The 658-nt window shown below is 37.5% G+C and carries 1 protein-coding gene; it reads right to left on the bottom strand.

Features of this window, described 5'->3' with window-relative positions:
* The coding region (locus tag EHQ47_RS19640) for a hypothetical protein (RefSeq protein ID WP_167483248.1) at window positions 1-658 on the bottom strand (658 nt) is incomplete at both ends.

Raw genomic sequence — 658 nt, 5'->3', positions numbered from 1 at the left:
TAATAATACTTTGAGAGATGGGTTTTGGTCTTCTTTGGTTGTATCATAAGAATAACTGTTATACTCTTCTATGATGGATAAAAAATTTCCTAAACGGTGTTCTGCTTGGAATTCTAACTCTCTCAGGCGGTTCGTAACTTGTACACTTTCTGTTGGTGTTGCCTGTCCCGCTTGGGTAATTTGCGTATAACTTAAGTAAGATTCTACTTTGACTACTTTGTTGGAAATGTCCCAAGCTAATTTTTTCTTATCTTCTTCTGCTTTGTATCCAATACTAGCAACTGCAAGTTTCACACTCTCTTCTTTTAAAGAAAGAGCCAGTTCTGAGAAACCAGTTTTATAAGAATAAGAATTTAGAAACACCCCTTGTTGGATGGTAAAAAATGGATCAATTCCATTGGCATGTGTTGGGTCATAAAGACCGGCTTGGCTGAGTAAAATAGATTGTTTTTCTTCTTCTGTGACAGGACTTCCCAGTTTATTACCTGCGGAAGTTATGTATTCTTCAATGTTTTCACCGGAGTAGGATCTTAGAAGATAATCCATTCTGGCTGCTTTGGTGAGAGCACCCATAAGATTTGACTCATAACCATTGGTATTCAACCAATTGGCAAGACTTGTTGTATCTTCTGGGGACAAATCATCTGTCCAGTTTTGG

This window comes from Leptospira bourretii (genome assembly GCF_004770145.1).
Taxonomy (GTDB): Bacteria; Spirochaetota; Leptospiria; order Leptospirales; family Leptospiraceae; genus Leptospira_A; species Leptospira_A bourretii.
Note: the sequence above shows the minus strand (reverse complement) of the source record. Positions and strands in the feature narration are given on the sequence as shown.